18 protein-coding genes and 1 pseudogene are annotated in these 15,617 nt (G+C 65.0%); 13 read left to right on the top strand and 6 right to left on the bottom strand.

Features of this window, described 5'->3' with window-relative positions; all coding sequences use genetic code 11:
* Nucleotides 1–330 precede the first annotated feature (330 nt).
* On the top strand, nucleotides 331–693 hold the full coding sequence (locus tag BMF89_RS00620) for an SPW repeat protein (protein ID WP_078105154.1): 363 nt from the start codon (nucleotides 331–333) through the stop codon (nucleotides 691–693).
* Between the two features lie 176 nt (nucleotides 694–869).
* Here the strand turns inward: BMF89_RS00620 and BMF89_RS00615 are convergent, their stop codons facing one another.
* The 4 genes and pseudogenes from BMF89_RS00615 to BMF89_RS00605 form a co-directional block, all read right to left on the bottom strand.
* Nucleotides 870–1,868 carry a zinc-dependent alcohol dehydrogenase family protein gene (locus BMF89_RS00615; RefSeq protein WP_078105153.1) on the bottom strand — a complete coding sequence of 333 codons (999 nt, stop codon included), beginning with the start codon at nucleotides 1,866–1,868 and terminating at the stop codon, nucleotides 870–872.
* Between the two features lie 17 nt (nucleotides 1,869–1,885).
* A complete protein-coding gene (locus BMF89_RS00610; protein ID WP_216353760.1) occupies nucleotides 1,886–2,638 on the bottom strand; it encodes a glycoside hydrolase family 15 protein in 753 nt (250 codons plus the stop codon).
* 119 nt (nucleotides 2,639–2,757) lie between these two features.
* Nucleotides 2,758–2,958: pseudogene (locus BMF89_RS22250) on the bottom strand (trehalase-like domain-containing protein); the annotation flags it as partial.
* A 112-nt stretch (nucleotides 2,959–3,070) separates the two neighbouring features.
* The gene (locus tag BMF89_RS00605; RefSeq protein ID WP_078105152.1) at nucleotides 3,071–4,126 is read right to left on the bottom strand and encodes a zinc-dependent alcohol dehydrogenase family protein; all 1,056 of its coding nucleotides are present in this window, start codon (nucleotides 4,124–4,126) and stop codon (nucleotides 3,071–3,073) included.
* Nucleotides 4,127–4,419: 293 nt separating this feature from the next.
* Here BMF89_RS00605 and fdh point away from each other — a divergent pair, with 293 nt between their 5' ends.
* From fdh to BMF89_RS00555, 10 genes are read left to right on the top strand one after another with little or no spacing between them, the layout of a single operon-like run.
* Nucleotides 4,420–7,665 carry a formate dehydrogenase gene (gene fdh, locus BMF89_RS00600; protein ID WP_078105151.1) on the top strand — a complete coding sequence of 1,082 codons (3,246 nt, stop codon included), beginning with the start codon at nucleotides 4,420–4,422 and terminating at the stop codon, nucleotides 7,663–7,665.
* Nucleotides 7,662–8,480 carry a 4Fe-4S dicluster domain-containing protein gene (locus tag BMF89_RS00595; RefSeq protein ID WP_078105150.1) on the top strand — a complete coding sequence of 273 codons (819 nt, stop codon included), beginning with the start codon at nucleotides 7,662–7,664 and terminating at the stop codon, nucleotides 8,478–8,480. Before fdh ends, BMF89_RS00595 begins: the two co-directional genes overlap by 4 nt.
* Nucleotides 8,477–9,409, top strand: a complete 933-nt coding sequence (nrfD, locus tag BMF89_RS00590) for an NrfD/PsrC family molybdoenzyme membrane anchor subunit (protein WP_078105149.1) — start codon at nucleotides 8,477–8,479, stop codon at nucleotides 9,407–9,409. Before BMF89_RS00595 ends, nrfD begins: the two co-directional genes overlap by 4 nt.
* A 1-nt stretch (nucleotide 9,410) precedes the next feature.
* Nucleotides 9,411–9,953: a hypothetical protein gene (locus BMF89_RS00585; protein ID WP_078105148.1), complete on the top strand. Its 543-nt coding sequence runs from the start codon at nucleotides 9,411–9,413 to the stop codon at nucleotides 9,951–9,953.
* On the top strand, nucleotides 9,954–10,244 hold the full coding sequence (locus tag BMF89_RS00580) for a monovalent cation/H+ antiporter complex subunit F (protein ID WP_078105147.1): 291 nt from the start codon (nucleotides 9,954–9,956) through the stop codon (nucleotides 10,242–10,244).
* Nucleotides 10,241–10,546: a monovalent cation/H(+) antiporter subunit G gene (locus BMF89_RS00575; protein WP_078105146.1), complete on the top strand. Its 306-nt coding sequence runs from the start codon at nucleotides 10,241–10,243 to the stop codon at nucleotides 10,544–10,546. The genes BMF89_RS00580 and BMF89_RS00575 overlap by 4 nt, the downstream gene beginning before the upstream one ends.
* Nucleotides 10,543–10,836, top strand: a complete 294-nt coding sequence (locus BMF89_RS00570) for a DUF4040 domain-containing protein (protein WP_216353759.1) — start codon at nucleotides 10,543–10,545, stop codon at nucleotides 10,834–10,836. The genes BMF89_RS00575 and BMF89_RS00570 overlap by 4 nt, the downstream gene beginning before the upstream one ends.
* Nucleotides 10,833–11,621, top strand: coding sequence for an MnhB domain-containing protein (locus BMF89_RS00565; protein ID WP_078105145.1), 789 nt, complete (start codon nucleotides 10,833–10,835; stop codon nucleotides 11,619–11,621). Before BMF89_RS00570 ends, BMF89_RS00565 begins: the two co-directional genes overlap by 4 nt.
* A complete protein-coding gene (locus tag BMF89_RS00560) occupies nucleotides 11,618–11,965 on the top strand; it encodes a cation:proton antiporter subunit C (RefSeq protein ID WP_078105144.1) in 348 nt (115 codons plus the stop codon). Before BMF89_RS00565 ends, BMF89_RS00560 begins: the two co-directional genes overlap by 4 nt.
* Nucleotides 11,966–11,969: 4 nt before the next feature.
* The gene (locus BMF89_RS00555) at nucleotides 11,970–13,796 is read left to right on the top strand and encodes a complex I subunit 5 family protein (RefSeq protein WP_078105143.1); all 1,827 of its coding nucleotides are present in this window, start codon (nucleotides 11,970–11,972) and stop codon (nucleotides 13,794–13,796) included.
* A 151-nt stretch (nucleotides 13,797–13,947) separates the two neighbouring features.
* Here the strand turns inward: BMF89_RS00555 and BMF89_RS00550 are convergent, their stop codons facing one another.
* Nucleotides 13,948–14,139, bottom strand: a complete 192-nt coding sequence (locus BMF89_RS00550; protein ID WP_139359485.1) for a hypothetical protein — start codon at nucleotides 14,137–14,139, stop codon at nucleotides 13,948–13,950.
* Between the two features lie 75 nt (nucleotides 14,140–14,214).
* Complete coding sequence (locus BMF89_RS00545; RefSeq protein WP_078105141.1) at nucleotides 14,215–14,439, bottom strand: hypothetical protein; 225 nt, start codon at nucleotides 14,437–14,439, stop codon at nucleotides 14,215–14,217.
* A gap of 140 nt (nucleotides 14,440–14,579) precedes the next feature.
* Between BMF89_RS00545 and BMF89_RS00540 the strand changes: the two genes are divergently transcribed.
* A complete protein-coding gene (locus BMF89_RS00540) occupies nucleotides 14,580–15,350 on the top strand; it encodes a low temperature requirement protein A (protein ID WP_078105140.1) in 771 nt (256 codons plus the stop codon).
* Nucleotides 15,347–15,565 carry a hypothetical protein gene (locus BMF89_RS21445; protein ID WP_139359484.1) on the top strand — a complete coding sequence of 73 codons (219 nt, stop codon included), beginning with the start codon at nucleotides 15,347–15,349 and terminating at the stop codon, nucleotides 15,563–15,565. The genes BMF89_RS00540 and BMF89_RS21445 overlap by 4 nt, the downstream gene beginning before the upstream one ends.
* Nucleotides 15,566–15,617 lie beyond the last annotated feature (52 nt).

Raw genomic sequence — 15,617 nt, 5'->3', positions numbered from 1 at the left:
GGCGCCGGACGCAGGTCCACGCCGGAGGCCACGGCGGTTCTCACCAACGGACGTCGAAGAGCCAGCACTCGGCTGACTGCGACTTTATGACCAGCGACTCGATATCACGGGGTCCTCTCCGGACGGACATGGCGGCGACGCCGGGCATGTTCGTCGATGTTGCTCTATGACTACGTTGTAGACCGGAAGTCTGCGCTTAGCAAGGCTTCGTGCGGGGCAGGATTCGACGACGGGATGCCGGGAAGCAGCCGGGCTCGGATTTTGTTACATCAATACCGGAGTACCTGCCCGATACCCCGGGATGCAGTCCACATCACAGAGGTGGGTTCAATGAAGAAATGGACGCGATGGCAGGATTGGGTCACGGTAGTTGCCGGGCTCTACGCTGTTCTATCGGTCATCTGGACCAAGGCGGCCGGCGGCTCGACTGCCTTGATGCTCGTGTTCGGCGCATTGCTGGTCATCAGCGGCGTCATCAATCTGGCCATGCCCGGAACCCCGGTCATGGAGTGGATCCAGGCAGCCTTTGGCGCCCTGTTGTTCCTGTCTCCGTGGTTCGGTTCCTATGCCATGCAAACCGGCGTCGCCTGGACGTCCTGGATCACCGGTCTGGTGGCGCTCGTCGTCACCGCGATGGCGATCAAACCCAGCACCGAGGAACACCGGCATCACATGGTCAGCCCTTCGCACTGACGTGGTGAAACGCTCAGGTGCTGAAACGCTGAAGTGCTGAAACTCCGAACAGCGGGAACATCGGCCGGCGGGCCGTCATCGGATCCGCCGGCCGCTTGCTGCTCTGCCCAGGTATCCCGACGGCGGGCGCCGCGAATGCTGCCGTCAAAACCGCCGCCGGACCAGGGAGCTGCGGCTCAGACCATGAGGACGGCAGCGCCGGTTATCCGGTCGTTGGCCAGGTCCCGCAACGCCGTGCCGGCTTCAGCCAGTGGATACGCCGTCGTGGTGGGGGCCAGCGGGATGTCCGCGGCGAGGGACCAGAACTCTCCGCCGTCTGCCCGGGTATTGGCGGTGACACTGCGGAGCTGCCGCTCATAGAAGAGATCGGCTGAGTAGTTCAAGGGCGGTATGTCGCTGAGGTGGATCCCTGCAATAGCGAGGGTCCCGCCCCGGTCCAGAGCTTTGAGTGCCACAGGAACAAGGTCACCCACGGGAGCAAAAAGTATCGCCGAGTCGAGTGGGTCCGGCGGGGAGTTGTACGCGTCGCCCACAAACACCGCTCCCAGGTCACGTGCCAGCTCACGGGCGGACTCCGAACGGGTCATCACGTAGACCTGCGCCCCTTGGTGGCGCGCCATCTGCGCCGTGAGATGGGCAGAGCCTCCGAAACCATAGATCCCCAGGCGGCCACCTGGCGGAAGCTCGGCCCGTTTGAGTGCCCGGTACCCGATGATGCCTGAACACAATAGAGGGGCCGCTTGCTCGTCCGAAAACCGGGGCGGGATGGCATAGGCGAAATCTTCGGACACCGTGAGTTGTTCGGCATATCCGCCGTCCCTGTCCCATCCGGTGAAGACAGGGGAGAGGCAGAGGTTCTCGTCGCCACGCAGGCAAAAGGCGCAGCTTCCGCAGGTTCCCCCGAGCCATGCGACTCCTACCCTGTCACCGCGCCGGAACCTCATACACCCTTCGCCGGTTTCGCTGACTATTCCCACCGCTTCGTGGCCCGGTACGACGTTCGGCCTCCGCGGGGCAAGGTCGCCTTCGGCCAGATGCAGATCCGTGCGGCAGACACCACAGGCTCGGACACTGACGAGGAGTTCCCGCCGCCCCGGGCGCGGATCGGGCCGCTCGCCCCAAACCAGCGGCTGTGACTCAATCGGACCTGGTTCCCGGACCCACCATGCACGCATCGTGTTCTGCCTCGCTGCTAACTCTGATTCCGCGCGGTGGGGTCCCCGTTGGCGGCCCGCCGCTCCGCTTTCAGCAGACGCAGGCCGCTGGCCAGCACGCCCACATGGCTGAACGCCTGCGGGAAGTTCCCGAGGAACTCGCCGGTGTCCGGGTGGATCTGCTCAGGCAGCAGGCCCAGCGGATTCGCGCGTCTGCAGAGGGATTCGTAGAGTTCATGGGCTTCATCCACCCGCCCTTGACCGGCCAGGTTGTCCACCAGCCAGAAGCTGCAGAGGAGGAATGCCCCTTCGCTTCCGGGCAAACCGTCGGGAGAAACCTCTGGCAAGTAGCGGAACAAAAGTCCGTTTCCGGCGTCGAGCTCTGCCGCTATCGCTTTTGTGGTGGACACCATCCGCGGATCGTCGAATTCGATGACGTTGCGGACGGGAAGGGTCAACAGGGACGCGTCCAGGCCGCCGCTGCCGCCCAGATTCTCGGTAAAGGTGCGACGCCGGGGGTCCCAGGATTGCGTCAAGGCAGCCTGCCGGATTCGCCGGGCCGTGGCCTCCCACCGCCTCTTGGGGTAGGGAAGCCCGTCCCTGCGCGCGATCTGGATGGCGCGGTCGATCGCGACGTAGCACAGTGCTGCCGAGTAGGTGAAGGGTCTGCTCTGGTCCCTGATTTCCCAAGGCCCGGAGTCCGGAACCCGCCAACTCCTGATGGCCATTTCCACGATCGGGGCCAATGCGGCCCAGAGCCGCTCACGACCCGCTTTCCGCTGCCCGACCATTGGTAGGCGATGTCGACGATTTCTCCGTACACATCGTGCTGGAGTTGGTGCCGGGCGCCGTTTCCCCACCTCACCGGGGCCGAGCCCCGGTATCCCCGCAGCTGCGGGAGAGGGGCTATTTCGAAACGGCCGCCCGACTCGGCGTCAAGGATACCGGCCAGGAACGGGGGACTGTCGAATTCCGGCAGGCAAAGCCAGGTGATTGCGCCGTCCCGCCCCACCAAGGCGCACGTGGACCCGTCGCCAACGAGCCCATGATCCTCGATGGGCAAATACCCATCCTGCCTAACCACCGGGCGCGCCTCGGCACCAGTGATCATCGTGTTCACTCCTTTGGGTTCAGGCGAGGCTTCCTATATGGATTCTCTCGCCGTTCCCGCGCGCACGCCACAGTCCGCCGGCACCAAGAAGCCGCGGGTTCAGGCCGCGACCTCAGGGCGTGAGGAGGACCTTGATGGAGCGCCGTTCGTCCATGGCGCGGTAGGCCTCGGGGGCTTCCTCGAGCGGCATCACGGTGTCGAAGACGCGGCCCGGATTGATCTTGCCGTCAAGCACGTCCGCGAGCAGTTCGGGGATGTACGTGCGGGCCGGGGCCATGCCGCCGGCGATCGAGATGTTCGTGTCGAACAGGTAGCGCAGTGGGGCTTCGGCTCCGCCCGTCGGGACACCAACGAAGCCGAGGGCACCGCCCGGGCGGACACTGTGCAATGCCTGTTCCATGGATTCCTTGGTTCCGACGCACTCCAGCACCGAGTCGGCCAGGACGCCTCCGAGCAACTCGCGGACCTTGGCTACGCCTTCCTCGCCGCGCTCGGAGACGATGTCCGTGGCCCCGAACTCGAGGGCAATCGCCTGGCGGTCGGCGTGCCGGGACATCGCGATGATTCGTTCGGCTCCGAGCCGCTTCGCTGCGAGCACGCCGCAGAGTCCCACCGCGCCGTCGCCGACCACGACGACGGTCCTGCCGGGGCCGACCTTCGCCGCAAGGGCTGCGTGGTGGCCGGTGGCCATCACGTCGGAGAGCGTCAGCAAGCTCGCGCGGAGCGCGTCGTCTGGTTCCGTGACGCCGGGGACCTTGACGAGGGTGGATTCGGCGAGCGGTACGCGCACCCCCTGGCCCTGGCCGCCGTCGATCGCGTGCCCGCTGTCGTCTTTGCCGCCCCAACCCGCCAAATGGTCGCAGGCAACCGTGACGCCGCCCAAGCACTGCGGGCACGCTCCACAACTGACGAGGAAGGGAGCGATGACGAAGTCGCCTACCGCCAGGGTGGTGACGTCGTCGCCGATGCTTTCCACCGTGCCGATGAATTCGTGTCCAATGGCCGAAGGCTGGTGGGTGGGCTTGACGCCGCGGTACGGCCACAGGTCCGATCCGCAGACGCAGGAGGCAGTGACTTTGACGACGACGTCGGTGGGCAGCTGGACCGTGGGGTAGTTACGGTCTTCAACACGGATGTCGCCGGGACCGTGGATGATGGTGGCGCGCATGGGGCTCCTCAAATGGTGGTTGTTGGGCTTGAATCGAGTCTATCCCGCCGCGCCCATCGTCCTGTACTGGCCGGTAGCCAGGCGTCGTGCCGCTGTCCATCGCTACCGGGTTCAATCGGTACCGGAGGACAGAAGCAGCGGGTTGTGATGGCCCGCGCTTTGGTGAACAAGCCCTAGGTGCTTCTGATCAAGCCGGTGGGTTCCCACCCGAAGATGACCGGGCTACTATCGTCCTCGTGACACCCGTGTGACCGAGGTCATGCGGCAGCAGCCCGACGACCTGGAGGTGCCCGATGGCGAATCCGTTGCAATGGCCCGTTCTGCGTCAGCTCCTCGAACACGATCCCACCGGTCGCCATCACGCTGCCAAGTCGCCGGCGACCGAAAGACTCACCGCCCGGATTGCAACTGCGGACCGGGTTGTTCCCTCGGTTTGCCCGTATTGCGCCGTTGGCTGTGCACAAAACGTCTACGTCAAAGACGGGAAGGTCATCCAGATCGAGGGCAACCCGGACTCGCCCATCAGCCGCGGCCGCTTGTGCCCCAAAGGGTCTGCGTCGCTTCAGCTGACCACCGGCCAATCACGTGAGAAGCACGTGCTCTACCGCCGTCCCCACGGTACCGGCTGGGAACGGCTGGATCTTGATACGGCGATGGACATGGTCGCTCAGCGGGTTGTCGATACACGGCGCCGGACGTGGGAGTGGGAAAGCGACGGCGTGCGTACCCGCCGCACCCTCGGAATCGCGAGCCTGGGCGGTGCAACGCTGGACAACGAAGAGAACTACCTCATCAAGAAGTTGTTCACGTCGCTGGGAATAGTCCAAGTCGAAAACCAGGCGAGGGTATGCCACAGCTCCACCGTCGCCGGCCTCGGCACGAGCTTCGGGCGCGGCGGGTCGACGACCTACCTGCAGGACCTTCAACGGGCGGACTGCATCGTCATCCAGGGCTCCAACTTCGCCGAAGCCCATCCTGTGGGCTTCCAGTGGGTGATGGAAGCCAAGGAACGCGGTGCGAAAATCATCCACGTGGACCCTCGCTTCTCCCGGACGAGTGCCCTGGCCGATACCTTCGTGCCGATCCGCGCCGGCACCGATATCGCGTTCCTTGGCGGTTTGATCAACTGGGTCCTCACCCACGAGGCGTACTTCCGCGAGTATGTTGTCAACTACACGAACGCGGCCACGATCCTGCGGGACGATTTCCAGGACACCGAAGAGCTCGATGGCCTGTTCTCCGGGCTCAACCCCTCGGGGCCGTCTTACGACCCCGAGAGCTGGCAGTACGAGGGCGCCAACGTTGCGGCTTCGTCCGGTGAGAGGGAATCGCAATCCCAAGAGGGGGGAAGCCCTCTGGGGGAGTCCGGGCACGCGCACTCCCACGGTTCCGGCGGCCCCTCGCTGCGTGGACACTGGCGGAGGGACGAAACGCTGCAGGACCCGCGGTGCGTGTTCCAGACGCTCCGCCGGCATTACGCCCGGTACACACCAGAGATGGTCGAACAGATCTGCGGCGTGCCACAGGATCTGTTCGGCGAGGTGGCCGAAACAATCACGGCCAATTCCGGGCGCGATCGCACCACCGCTTTCGCATACGCCGTCGGCTGGACCCAACACACCACGGGCGTGCAATACATCCGTGCCGCCTCGGTCCTGCAGTTGCTGCTCGGGAACATCGGCCGGCCCGGGGGCGGGATCATGGCGCTGCGGGGCCACGCGAGCATCCAGGGCTCCAGCGACATCCCGACGCTTTTCGACCTGCTGCCCGGGTACCTGCCGATGCCGCACGCCGAGCAACACATGGACTTGGACGGATACATCGAGGCCGACTCCGCGGAGCGCGGCTTCTGGGCCAACATGCGCGCCTACACCGTCAGCTTGCTCAAGGCCTGGTGGGGGGATGCCGCGACTACCGAGAACGACTTCTGCTTCGACTATCTGCCCCGCATCACGGGGAGTCACAGCACCTATGACACGGTTGCCGCCCAGCTGGACGGAATCTGCAAGGGTTATTTCCTCATGGGCGAGAATCCCGCCGTCGGCTCGGCCAACGCACATTTACAACGCGAAGGCATGTCCAAGCTCGACTGGCTCGTGGTGCGCGATTTCTCCCTCATCGAAAGTGCCACCTGGTGGAAAGACGGTCCGGAGATCGCTACTGGACAGATGCGGACCGAAGACATCGCCACCGAGGTCTTTTTCTTCCCCGCTGCCGCCCATACGGAAAAAGCCGGTAGCTTCACCAACACCAACCGGCTGTTGCAGTGGCGCGAACAGGCAGTGGAGCCGGAAGCGGACCGGCGCAGTGACTTGTGGTTCATGTGGCACCTGGGCAACCGCGTGCGTGCGAGTCTCGCGGCTTCGGATGATCCGGCCGACCAGCCGGTCTTGGATCTGACGTGGAACTACCCGACGATCGGAACCCACGCGGAGCCTGACTCGGACGCCGTTCTTGCCGAGATCAACGGGACCAAGGCCGACGGAACTCCGCTCTCGGCCTACACCGAGTTGAAAGACGACGGATCGACGTCGTGCGGTTGCTGGATCTACTGCGGGTGCCGGGCCGACGGTGTCAACCAGGCCGCGCGCCGCAAGCCTCACACAGAGCAGAGCATCTCGAGCAGGGAGTGGGGATGGGCGTGGCCCGCCAACCGCCGGGAGCTTTACAACCGGGCCTCCGCCGACCCTGAGGGCCGGCCGTGGAGTGAGCGTAAGAAGCTCATCTGGTGGGACGAGGATGCCGGACAGTGGACCGGCGACGACGTGCCGGACTTCGAGCCGACGAAACCGCCGTCCTACCGCCCCGATGAGGATGCCATGGGCACGGAGGCGATTTCCGGCGTCGATCCTTTCATCATGCAGGCAGACGGGAAGGGCTGGCTCTATAGTCCAGCGGGGCTGGTGGACGGACCTATGCCGGTTCACTACGAACCTCAGGAGTCGCCCTTCGACAACATGCTGTACAGCCAGCAAAGAAATCCGGTGCGGAAGCTGATGTCCCGCGAGGGAAACCGCTACCACCCCAGCGGCCGGGACCGCGGCGCCGACGTTTTCCCCTACGTCTTGACGACTTACCGCCTGACCGAGCACTTCACAGCGGGAACAATGACCCGCTGGCTGCCCTACCTGGCGGAACTCCAACCGGAGCCCTTCTGCGAGGTCTCGCCGGAGTTGGCCGACGTGCGCGGATTGGACCACAAGGGCTGGGCAACACTCGTCTCGGCCCGGGGCGCCATCGAGGCGCGCGTACTGGTAACGAACCGGATGAAGCCGCTCACGGTGCACGGACGCACCGTCCACCAGATTGGAATGCCCTACCACTGGGGGCCCAACGGACTGTCACGAGGGGATGCCATGAACGAACTCTCATCAATCGCCATGGATCCGAATGTGCACATCCAGGAGGTCAAGGCGCTGACCGTCGACATACGCCCCGGCAGGCGCCCTCGCGGGCCGGCACTGCTGTCCCTTGTTGAGGCTTACCGCCTGCGGGCCGGCATTGACGAGCACACCGGAGTTCAAGGAGCCACCAAATGAGCGTCACGAAACTGGGAATGCCGTCGATCGGAGTCCCGCGCAAGGGTTTCTTCACCGATACGAGCCTGTGCATCGGCTGCAAGGCGTGTGAGGTGGCGTGCAAGGAGTGGAACTCCGTTCCCGCGGACACATCGCTTGAACTCACAGGCGAATCGTTCGACAACACGTCGGCGTTGGGCGCGGATTCCTGGCGGCATGTGGCGTTCATCGAGAAGCAGGTTCCCGCGGCGGACCCGTCGGCGCATGATGGCGTCAAGTGGCTCATGTCCTCGGATGTGTGCAAACACTGCACACACGCCGCTTGCCTGGACGTATGCCCCACAGGGGCCCTCTTCCGCACCGAGCACGGCACCGTCGTCGTCCAGCAGGACATTTGCAACGGTTGCGGCTACTGCGTTTCAGCATGCCCGTACGGTGTGATCGACCAGCGGCCGGGCGACGGCAGGGTATTCAAGTGCACGATGTGCTACGACCGGCTCGGCGCCGGCGAGGAGCCTGCCTGCGCGAAAGCCTGCCCTACGAAGTCCATCCAGTACGGTGAGCTCGACGAGCTCCGTGAACGGGCCGATGCACGCGTGACTGAGCTGCACGAGCGGGGTGAAGAGGGCGCCAGGTTGTACGGGCACAACCCCGACGACGGGGTCGGCGGTGACGGCGCATTCTTCCTGTTGCTGGATGAGCCTGAGACCTACGGCTTGCCCCCTGACCCCGTGGTGACGACGAGGGACCTGCCGGTGATGTGGAAGCGTGCGGCGGGTGCGGCCGCCGGTCTGTTGCTCGGCGCAGTCGCCGTTTTCTGGGGAGCCAGGAATTGAGCCCGCGTCGTGGTGCCCCTGAGGAGTTCACGTCCTACTATGGCCGGCCGATCCTCAAGAAGCCGACCTGGAGCGCCGTGGACATCGCGGGCTACATCTTCGCGGGTGGCCTGGCAGGGGCGACGTCGATGCTCGCGGCCGGTGCGCAGTACAGCGCCCGGCCGTCCCTTGAGCGGCGCTCCAAGCTTATGGCCCTGACCGCGATCTCAGCCTCTGCGGTCGCGCTCGTGCATGACCTTGGCCGCCCGGAGAGGTTCCTCAACATGCTGCGCGTGGCGAAACCGACCTCGCCGATGAGCATGGGCTCCTGGATCCTTTCCCTCTATGGTCCGTTGGCTGGGGCGAGTGCGGCATCCAATGTCCTCGGCATCCTGCCTCGCGCCGGCCGCGCATGCGGAGTCGGTGCCGCGGTGGCGGGTGCTGCCGTGGCCACGTACACCGGCGTGCTGCTTGCCGATACCGCCGTGCCCACCTGGCACGACGCCCACGAGGCGCTGCCCTTCGTCTTCGCAGGCTCCGCCGCGGCGTCGGCTGGCGGCATTGCCGCTGCCCTGGCTCCTGTGGCCGAGGCTGCTCCCGCCCGCCGCATGGCGGTAGGCGGTGCCGTGCTGGAAACGGTGATGAGCCTGAAGATGGAACGCAGCGGAAAGCTGTCCGCCGAGACATTGCACCAGGGCCGCGCAGGGACACTACTGCGGCTGTCGAAGGCATTCACCGTGGGAGGCGCCGTCGGTCTCGCATTGGGCGGACGCCATTCGCGCCTCGTGAGCACGATGTGCGGACTTGCTGTCGCTGCCGGATCGGCGCTGCTTCGCTTCGGGGTGTTCGAAGCCGGCGTAGCCTCGACCCTCGATCCCAAATACGTCGTGGTACCGCAGCGGGAACGTGCCGACCAGGCCGCCCGACAGCGCGAAGCAGTGGGCGCATAGTGTGACGGCGAACCGAAATCGAAACGGCCCCGTCGGCAGGTTTTTCGGGCTTCCCGGGGCACGCGGGGTCTCGGGGGCCGTCCTGGAGCTGGTTCTCTGGTGGATCGGGGGAACGCTCTCCTGGCTCGTCACGGTGAGCACCGTGACGCTTCCGGAGACGGTCGCGGCAGCGTCGACGGCGTTACTCGGCGCGGTGCTTGCCCGCACGGCCCGGCGCGCCATGGGATTCCAGGCCGCGGCGCGCGGCATCTGGCTACGATGGGCGGCTCTTGTTCCCGCCGCGGCCGTAACCGATACCGTGCGTCTCGCACGCTGGCTCGCGGGCCCCCGGGGGGAGTCCTTGCAGGACCAACGGATGCCGGGAACGGCTAGCCCCAAAGCAACAGGATGGCGCGCCGCGGCCATGATCGCCTTGTCCTCGACACCCGGATCCGTGGTTTTCTATTCCGACCCGGACGCGCGCCGGATCCGCGTACACGTCCTGGCAGAAGGCTGGCCCCGGCTCGACCGCCACGTGTCGCCAGGCACCGGACAAGGGTTATGAATGGATACCGCGATCTTGTGGTCGGCAGTGACCTTGGCGTTACTGCTCTTCGGGGTGGTGCCAAGCCTGTTCCTGGCTGCCCGCGGTACCGACGTCCAACGCTTGGTTGGACTCCAGCTGCTCACGGGTTCGAGCATCATGGTGTTGATCGGCCTCTCGATCATCGTCGGCCAGTCTTCGTACCTGATCGTCCCCCTCGTGCTTGCCGTGCTCGCCTCGATCGGGACGCTCGTCTACACCAGGCTGTTGAAACCGGGCACTGATGCGCAAGCGGTAAGGGACGAGGAATGACTGCAGTGATCTTCGAGTCCATCTTTGCCGGATTGGGCGTACTGGCGGCGGCTTTCGGCTGCGTGGGAGCAGCACTGGCGCGCGAGCCCCTCGCGCGGTTGCACTTCCTGGCGCCCGTAACGACCCTCGGAGTGCCTCTTTTTTCTGTCGCAGCCGTGATCTATTTTGGATTCTCCCTGGGTAGCGCCACCATCATCCTGATCGCGCTGGTCGCCGCTTTCGGCGGTCCCGCAGTGACGATCGCGGTCGGGAGGTCGCTCGCCGACGAGCGGGGACTGGATGTCGGAAGGTCGCCCGAATGAACGACGGAGTCCTGAGCAACCTCCTGATTGGCGTCAGCCTCACCCTGGTGCTTGTCGGAGCCGCGGCCGTCGTGTTCTCGCGCCATCCCTCAAAGCAGGCTGTGGTCCTTTCGTGCTACGGGCTGCTGCTCACCATCTTGTTTGTCGTCCTCCAGGCACCCGACGTGGCGCTCAGCCAAGTGGCCATTGGAACGGCTGTGGTCCCCCTGATCGTGGTTCTCGCGATCCGGAAAGTATCGGTCATCCGTGCCGAACACCGCGGGATCACAGACGGGCAGGAGGAGAAATGACGCGGCGGATCCGCCTGATCGTTCTTGGCGTCGGCATCGTCGCCTTCGCGGTCTCGATGGCGCTCGCGTTCACGGGCATGCCGCAGTTCGGCGGGGACCTCCACGCATACCGTGACGCGGCCGTTTCGGCCACCTACGCGCATGACACCGCAAACGCCGTTTCGAGCATCAACTTCGACCAGCGCGGCTTCGACACCTTCGGGGAAGAGACGATCCTGTTCTGCGCCGTCGTCGGCGTCGCGGCGTTGCTGAGGCCGGTCTACCGCGAACGACGGCGGGAGGTCAGCGAGGCGGGCCACGTGCTCGAATCGACGAACCTCCTCGTCTATTTCCTGTTTCCGCTGACAGTCGTGCTGGCCGTCAACGTACTAGCGCACGGGGCCGTCACCCCTGGCGGCGGCTTCCAAGGCGGCGTCATCCTTTCAACGGGCATCCACTTGCTTTACGTCGGCGGCCGATACTCCCTCCTGCGCAAGCTGCGGCCGCTTGCATGGTTCCACCAGGGCGAGGCGCTCGGCGTCGTCTTGTTCGGAGCCCTCGGGATCGCGGGTGCCGCGGTCGGGTCGGCACTCTTCGCGAACGTCATCCCGCAAGGCCAGCTCGGAGATTTCATCTCCTCGGGAACAGTGCCGCTCTTCAACATCGCCGTGGGAATGACCGTCTGCAGCAGCGTCATCGTCCTCCTGGCCAGCTTCCTGGACCAAGCGCTCGCGATCCGGGCCGAGCGGGGAAGCGATTCAGGGCGAACGCCACGCTCCGGCTACGAGGAAGGGTCGGCGTCGTGAACTACTACGCATACTTTGTCGCAGTCAGCATCATGCTCCTTGGCGTCGCGGGCATCGCTACGAGCCGCAACCTGGTCCACACTGTCGTGTGCCTTTCGGTGGCCCAGTCGGGCACGTACGTGCTGCTCGTCGCCGTCGGCTTTCAATACGGGGGCGTGGCACCCATTTTCGGCGCGCAAGTCGGCAAGACCACCCCGGTCGTCGACCCCGTGGTCCAGGCATTGACCCTGACCGACATCGTCGTCTCGGCAGCAGTGACGTCGATGCTGCTGGCGCTCGTGATTCAAATCGCCAAGCGCCATCAGGCGATCGATCCCGACCGACTCGGTCGGTTGGAGGGCTGAGCGCATGGTCCCGGGTACGGCCGCCGCAGCCCTCATGCCCGCGGCCGTGATCGTCCTGATCCTGGCTTCGTGTGTGCTGATGTCCCTAGGGTCCCGCCTTCCACGCCGTTTCGCTGACGTGATCTCCCTTGCTGCCGCCGCAGCGGCAGTAACGCTTGAGGTGTTTATGATGGCTCCGGCGGGGAGCGAACGTCTTGTCTACTGGATGGGCGCGTGGCAGCCCCAGGGCGGCCGTGCCGTTGGAATCGCCCTGGTCGGAGACCAATTCAGCATCGGGATTTCCCTCCTCGCGGCGGTGCTGATGGTCGCTTCCCTCATCTTCTCGTGGCGGTACTTCGAGTCGGACACCGTCCACTACCACGGGTTGATGGTGCTCTTCCTCGCCGGTATGACAGGCTTCGCGTTCGCGGGCGACGTCTTCACCATGTTCGTCTTCTTCGAACTGATGGGCGTGGCCGCGTACGCACTGACAGGGCTCAAGGCCGAAGACCCGTCCGCAGTCCACGGTGCCATCAACTTCGGCATCGTGAACTCACTGGCCGCCTACTTTTCGCTCATGGGTGTCGGCCTCCTGTACGCACGAACCGGCAGCTTGAATCTGGCGGCCATCTCCACAGCACTGCTTGATGACCGGAGCCCGCTGATCGCTATCGCGTTCATCCTCCTGTGCGCAGGGTTCCTCGTGAAAGCCGCGATCGTCCCGTTCCATTTTTGGCTCGACGACGCCCACGCCGTCGCACCCTCGCCCGTATGCGTGCTGTTTTCCGGAGTGATGGTCGAATTGGGCCTCTATGGCGTTGCACGGGTTTACTGGGCGGCCTTCGCCGGTTCACAGATCGCTTCCCCGGCCCAGGTCCTATTCATAGTGCTGGGCATCCTGACCGCCGTCGTGGGGAGCGTCATGTGCTTCCTTCAGAGGCACATCAAGAGACTGCTGGCGTACTCAACGATTGCCCACATGGGAGTCTTCCTGGCTGTTCTCGGCACCGCTTCCCCGGATGCGTTGGGAGGGGTTGCCGCGTACATCCTCGGCCACGCTGCGGTCAAGGGCTCCTTGTTCCTGCTGAGCGGGATCATATTGAACAGGTACGGCAGCGTCGACGAGTACACGCTCCGCGGACGCGGAAAGGATTCGCCGGTGCTTGGAATCGCCTTCGTGATCGCCGGTGCCGCGCTCGCAGGCGCGCCGCCCTTCGCCGCCGGCCTGGGCAAGGGCATCGCCGAGCATGCCTCATCGAGTGCAGGGCGGCTTTGGGTCCCTGTGCTTATGGTCGGGGTGTCGGCGGTGACAGCCGCCGCTGTGTTCCGTGTTTGCGGGCGGATATTCCTGGGTCTCGGCGGCCGCCCCGCCGGGATCGAGGCGGAGGGGATGAGCGGGGACGAGGAGCGTATCGAAGTACCCATCGGCCTGCGCCGCATCCCGATATCAATGGGGGCGCCGGCTGTGGGATTGCTGGCGGGCGCCCTTGCTTTGGGGGTCCTTCCGTCGATCGGCGATACCGCCGAAGAGGCCGCAGCCCGGTTCATGGACCGCGCCGGCTACGTGTCGGCCGTCCTCAAGGGTCCGACCCCCTATGTGTCGCACCCAGCCACGGGCGCCGCATGGGAGCCGACGAGCGTCGCGCTGGGGCTGCTGTCGACGACGATCGCCGTCGTCATGGCGGCCGCGGCGCTCCATGGCTGGCGTCTGCCTTCCGCTCTTCGCAGCCCCGCGCACGCGGCCCAGCCGGCTTTAAGAATCCTCCGGCGCTTGCACTCCGGGCGCGTCGGCGACTATGTCGTGTGGCTGCTCGTGGGCCTCGCGGCAGCGTGGGCCCTGGTGCTCGGCTGAAATCTTCCGCGGCGTGGAGTGGAAGCCTAAGATTGCCGACGCCCGGAGCGAGCGATGCAACGGCGGTAGTCGAGCTGCCAAGCACAGCGGGGCAAGGATGACGAAAATATCGCTGGACTGCGATTCAGCGCCGGCTCCTCGAGCGTGCCCCCTAGTCGTGTGATTTGCTCCGGGCCTCGCGCTGTTGCCGCTCAAGCTTGGCTTCCGCATCCGTCCGCCGCTGGCCTACGATGCGCATCTGGTGGGTGGTCGGGTGCTCGTATTCCTCCGCGGACATCCCCTTCTCCCTGGGAAAGTAGCCGGCTGCCGGGGACGCGAGCTTATGGTCTTGGTTTTCGCTCATATCAAAATCGTCCCACTGGAAAGCGTTCCCCAAAAGAGGTTGAAAATCGTTCGAATGGAGGGCGCCGGCGCGCCGCTACATGAGCCATTGGACTGAGACGTTCATGGCGAGCAAGGCATTCGTCAGGGGCGCAAGTATCGAATCGTCTGCTTCCATGCGATGCAACGTGGCCACGAATTCATCTATTTGGGTGGTGGTGAACCCGCCGTCCCGGAGTTGCTGGATAGCAAGCTCGGTATTCTGCTTCCGGGTGTTGCTGAACCGCGGATTGACCTCTGGCTGTAACGGTTCCGAATCCATGACCTCTGCTTGCCCCCGATGTTTCCCTGCGCGTAGGACGCTCCCCGCATAAGGGATTCCTGCCTCACAAATGCTACTATCCCAAACCGCGTGTGGCGCAACCTCGGCAGCCAATACCATGGGGCAACGATGGATAAGTCGTGGTTCCCGGCGCGTTGAAGCACGAGGTGGCCCGTGATCCTCGCCGCGTGCACTGGATGGAGCTGTTCTTCGACCTCGTCTTTGTCGCGTTCGTCGGCCAACTTGCGCGCGGAATCCACGGCGATCCTGGATGGACCCAATTCGGCACGTTCATCCTGCTCTTCTTTCCGGCGTGGTGGGCCTGGGTCAACATCGTTTCCGTCGTCAACCTCCTGCCCGGCCTGTCGTCCCGGGCGCTGGGTGTCGCGATGCTCGCTGCCATGGCTGCGGCGAGCGTCATGGCCGCCGCCGCGCCCGGTGCCTTTGGCGAACGGGCGTGGGCCTTTTCGCTGGCCAATGCTGCGATTCGTGTTGTCCTGCTGGTCCTGTGGCTGTACCAACACCGCGAAAATTCGTCCGAAACTCCGTGGCGAATCTGGATCTACAACGGCGGCACAGCTGTCCTCTGGCTCATCTCTGCCGTCTTGCCGCTCCGCATCGCCGTCGTTCTGTGGGCTGCCGCGATCGTCGTCGAGGTTGGCATGGTGGTGGTTGGAGCCCGCCTTTGGCCCGACCGGAGCATCGGCGGCATCAACATCGAACACGCTTCCGAGCGGCTTGGCCTGTTCGTCATCTCGGATTCCTGGTGCTGGCCTTCCTCGGCTGGGCGTTCTTCCAGTACGGCACCGGGACCATCACCGCGGGGCTCGAGCGCCTCAAGGCGCGGTCCGATTTCGCCGGGATCCTTCAGACCACGTTGTTCATGCCGTTTCTGCTGGTTCTGGGGGTGACTGCGATTGCCGGGGCGATCGCGACAGCCGTTCCAGCACCTTACGAGCATTTGCCGTTCGGTTCCGGGATTTCCCTCGGCGGAGGCCTGGCCCTCTTCTATGCGTGCAATGCGATCATGTCGCTGCGCTACGGTCAGCCACCACGCGCAGTGCTGCCGTGGGCAGTTCCCACCGGCACGCCCCAACTAGCTGTACTGCCCAGGGACATTGGTTGAAGTCGTGTGAGAACACGGCATAGATTTCCGGCATGACGAAGGCCTCCCGGTG

Origin of the sequence: Arthrobacter sp. SRS-W-1-2016 (assembly GCF_002009585.1) — a bacterium.
Lineage (GTDB): Bacteria > Actinomycetota > Actinomycetes > Actinomycetales > Micrococcaceae > Arthrobacter > Arthrobacter bambusae_A.
Note: the sequence above shows the minus strand (reverse complement) of the source record. Positions and strands in the feature narration are given on the sequence as shown.

Excerpts from the sequence above, each read along its gene's own strand:
- BMF89_RS00565 (WP_078105145.1), top strand. The coding sequence starts at position 10,833 with ATGACGCGGCGGATCCGCCTGATCGTTCTTGGCGTCGGCATCGTCGCC.
- BMF89_RS00615 (WP_078105153.1), bottom strand. The coding sequence starts at position 1,868 with ATGCGTGCATGGTGGGTCCGGGAACCAGGTCCGATTGAGTCACAGCCG.
- fdh (WP_078105151.1), top strand. The coding sequence starts at position 4,420 with ATGGCGAATCCGTTGCAATGGCCCGTTCTGCGTCAGCTCCTCGAACAC.
- BMF89_RS00555 (WP_078105143.1), top strand. The coding sequence starts at position 11,970 with ATGGTCCCGGGTACGGCCGCCGCAGCCCTCATGCCCGCGGCCGTGATC.
- BMF89_RS00610 (WP_216353760.1), bottom strand. The coding sequence starts at position 2,638 with ATGGTCGGGCAGCGGAAAGCGGGTCGTGAGCGGCTCTGGGCCGCATTG.
- BMF89_RS00570 (WP_216353759.1), top strand. The coding sequence starts at position 10,543 with ATGAACGACGGAGTCCTGAGCAACCTCCTGATTGGCGTCAGCCTCACC.
- BMF89_RS00595 (WP_078105150.1), top strand. The coding sequence starts at position 7,662 with ATGAGCGTCACGAAACTGGGAATGCCGTCGATCGGAGTCCCGCGCAAG.
- BMF89_RS00580 (WP_078105147.1), top strand. The coding sequence starts at position 9,954 with ATGGATACCGCGATCTTGTGGTCGGCAGTGACCTTGGCGTTACTGCTC.
- BMF89_RS00545 (WP_078105141.1), bottom strand. The coding sequence starts at position 14,439 with ATGGATTCGGAACCGTTACAGCCAGAGGTCAATCCGCGGTTCAGCAAC.
- BMF89_RS00550 (WP_139359485.1), bottom strand. The coding sequence starts at position 14,139 with ATGAGCGAAAACCAAGACCATAAGCTCGCGTCCCCGGCAGCCGGCTAC.
- BMF89_RS00575 (WP_078105146.1), top strand. The coding sequence starts at position 10,241 with ATGACTGCAGTGATCTTCGAGTCCATCTTTGCCGGATTGGGCGTACTG.
- BMF89_RS00620 (WP_078105154.1), top strand. The coding sequence starts at position 331 with ATGAAGAAATGGACGCGATGGCAGGATTGGGTCACGGTAGTTGCCGGG.
- BMF89_RS00605 (WP_078105152.1), bottom strand. The coding sequence starts at position 4,126 with ATGCGCGCCACCATCATCCACGGTCCCGGCGACATCCGTGTTGAAGAC.